The sequence below is a fragment of the Pseudomonadota bacterium genome (assembly GCA_010028905.1).
Taxonomy (GTDB): Bacteria; Vulcanimicrobiota; Xenobia; order RGZZ01; family RGZZ01; genus RGZZ01.
Genome location: RGZZ01000593.1, coordinates 1 through 2,705, shown reverse-complemented (window position 1 = coordinate 2,705; position 2,705 = coordinate 1). Strand labels below are relative to the sequence as shown.

Sequence of the window (2,705 nt, the reverse complement as noted above, 5' to 3'; positions counted from 1 at the left end):
GACCCGCGTCAGAACGCCCCCCGTCGCTTCCTCTTCGGCGTGACGGCGACGCTCTGCGCAGTGCATCTGGCCGTCACGTTCACACGTGGCGCCATCCTGGCAGTGATGCTCGGGAGCGCGCTCATCGTGATCCTTCGCCGCCAGCAGCGCGGCGTAGTCGCGTTGGCCGCCATCACCACGCTGACCTTCGGCGTCTTCTCATATCTGCAGCTCGACGCCCTCTCCACGGGGGCCGAGCGACTGGTCGACGCCGCGCTCGTGCGAGAATCCGACCGATCGGTGCTCGATCGCAAGGAGGCCATCGAGATCGGGTGGACGCTGTTCGAAGCGCACCCCTTTGCTGGCATCGGCCCCACCGAGACGCTGACCCGCCATCCGCTCACGTCCACCCACCAGTTCAACGTGCAGGAAGCCGCAGAGCTGGGTTTGCTCGGACTTGTGGCGTCGATCTGGCTCGTCATCGCAGCGCTCCCCCCCCTGCTCTGGCCCTTTCGCCGCGCACCCGACGAAGAGACGATGATGCGCTTCACCCTCGTCTGCGGCCCCATGCTCTACCTGCTCTACAACGTGGCGGCAAGCGCAGTTCTCACCGTTTCGGTGAGCAACTGCTGGGCCATCATGCTGGTGGGGTTCCTCGCACTCTCAGAGAACCGCATCATCGCCGACGATGCAAAAGCGCTGAGCGCTCCTCCCGGTATCGAGTGACGTTGACGCGCTCGCGCAAAGCGCGACCATGCGACTTGCGCGGCGCCGCACGCGCCGTGATCAGTCGAGGGTCTCCTCGAGCAGCACGTCGTTCGCAAGTCCCCACGCGTCCTGGGTGGCCGCCTCGAGACGCTCGCCCAGCCACAGACGGTGGATGCAGTCGACGTACTTCTCCACCGTGAGGTGGGTGATGCCCGCGGCCTCCTGCTCGCTCCAGAAGGCGTCGCGATTGTACTCGCGATAGCCCGTGCCCTTGCCGTGGTCGAGATGATAGGCGCACGCGGCGGGCGGTGGAAGAACCTCTTCGGTGAGCCCGCTGAACTTTGCCGCATAGCTCAGCAGGCTGTCGATGTGAAGCGGAAACCCGGTGTACTCCCAGTACCCGTCGAGCGCGGCCCATGCCTCGCGCGCCAGCAGCTGGAAGTCGCCCGATGCATTCGTGTGCAGCTTGCCGTAGCGGCCGATGAACCTGAGCATGCGCCGTGCCCCGGCGGTCTTGCGACGCAGGATGGGCACCATGCTGAGGGGCGACAGCATCACACCCGCAATGATCTGCCACATGGGCGGCCAGATCAAGACCTGCGTTCGACCCTGGGCATCTCGCGATGCGTCGCCCTGATGGCGGCACAGCACATGGGCCCGGCAGAAGTCGAGCTGCTGGGCGATGGGGGCGCCCTCTGGAACGTCCGGCGAGACATCGTGACGCTCCGCGCGGTAGAAGCGGTCTGCCCTCAGATCGCGAAGCGCAAGTCGCTCCCACACCGCCGCCGAGAGCACGATGTCGATGTTGGTGGCCAGCACGAACTGACCGCGAGCGCGTCGGATGCCTGCGTTCTTGGCGATCATCTGATGCATCGGCAAGGCAGGGCCTGTTCCGAATCGCGCGTGCACCGCATAGGGGACCTCGATGATGCGCACCGCGCAGCGCGACGACCGTGGCCAGCGCAGCGCCTCCCGCAACCGCGGTCGATCTGGCGGGGGGTTCCATTCGACAAGCACCAGCTCGGCGTCGATGCCGTAGGTGTCACAGCCCGCCACAACGCCCTCGATGAAGATCTGCATGCGATGGAGCAGGTTGCCGCCATGGTCGTCGTTGCGAGAGCCGGCAACGATGCTGAGATACGGCTTGGCGCTCATGCGATGACCTCGACGAGCGACGCCTCGGCAAGCCCCCAGACGTGCTGGGTGGGCGACGACAGCCGACCATCGCGATGGATGACATCGACCAGGGCCGCAAACTCATCTCCCGTGAGGCGCATGATGCCCTGACGCGCGTGATCGGTCCAGAACGACGATTGCTGATGGTATTCCTGATAGCCCGTGCCGTGGCCGTGATCGATGTGATAGGCGCAGGCCGGCGCGGCCATCACCTCTTCGCTCAGCCCCAGCCGCTTCGCGGCGTAGCAGAGAAGCCCATCGACGTGAAGGGGAAAGCCCGTGTACTCCCAGTATCCACCGAGCTCGTGCCAGCGATCGCGGTGCAGCAGCGTGAAGTCGCCGGAGGCGTTGGTGTGGAGACGTCCGAAGCGACGCGCCCGTGAGAGCGAGCGGCGGGCCTTGCGAAGCGGCTCGCGCAGCACGGGAAGAACGGCCAGGGGAGACAAGGCCGACCCGGCCACGAGCTGCCACATGGGGCGCCAGATGCGCGACGTGGTACCGTCGCGGAGGTCTCGCGTGGCGTCGCGCTCGTGACGGCGAAAGACCGTGGCGCGGCAGGCGTCGAGCTGCTCGGTGAGAGGGCGGCTCTCCGGAACGTCGCTGGCCACGTCGCAGCGGTCGACGCGATAGAACCGATCGGCCAGAAGGTCTCGCCGTGCAATGCGCTCCCACACCGCTTCAGAGAGCACGATGTCGATGTTCGTGGCCAGCACGAACGCGCCGCGCGCCCGACGGATGCCCACGTTCTTTGCGATCATCTGGTGCATGGGAAGCGCCGTGCCCGTGCCAAAGCCCGCGTGAAGCGCGTGTGGAACCTCCACGATGCGCACCGCGCAGCGCGA

Annotated in this window: 3 protein-coding genes; 1 reads left to right on the top strand and 2 read right to left on the bottom strand. The window is 66.5% G+C overall.

Features of this window, described 5'->3' with window-relative positions:
- Positions 1–705: O-antigen ligase domain-containing protein (locus EB084_23255; GenBank protein NDD31180.1), on the top strand; the 705-nt coding region annotated here is incomplete at its 5' end.
- A 60-nt stretch (positions 706–765) separates the two neighbouring features.
- Here the strand turns inward: EB084_23255 and EB084_23250 are convergent.
- On the bottom strand, positions 766–1,842 hold the full coding sequence (locus EB084_23250) for a hypothetical protein (protein ID NDD31179.1): 1,077 nt from the start codon (positions 1,840–1,842) through the stop codon (positions 766–768).
- Positions 1,839–2,705, bottom strand: an 867-nt coding sequence (locus tag EB084_23245; GenBank protein ID NDD31178.1) for a hypothetical protein, incomplete at its 5' end; no start/stop codon positions are given. The genes EB084_23245 and EB084_23250, both read right to left, overlap by 4 nt.

Excerpts from the sequence above, each read along its gene's own strand:
- EB084_23250 (NDD31179.1), bottom strand. The coding sequence starts at position 1,842 with ATGAGCGCCAAGCCGTATCTCAGCATCGTTGCCGGCTCTCGCAACGAC.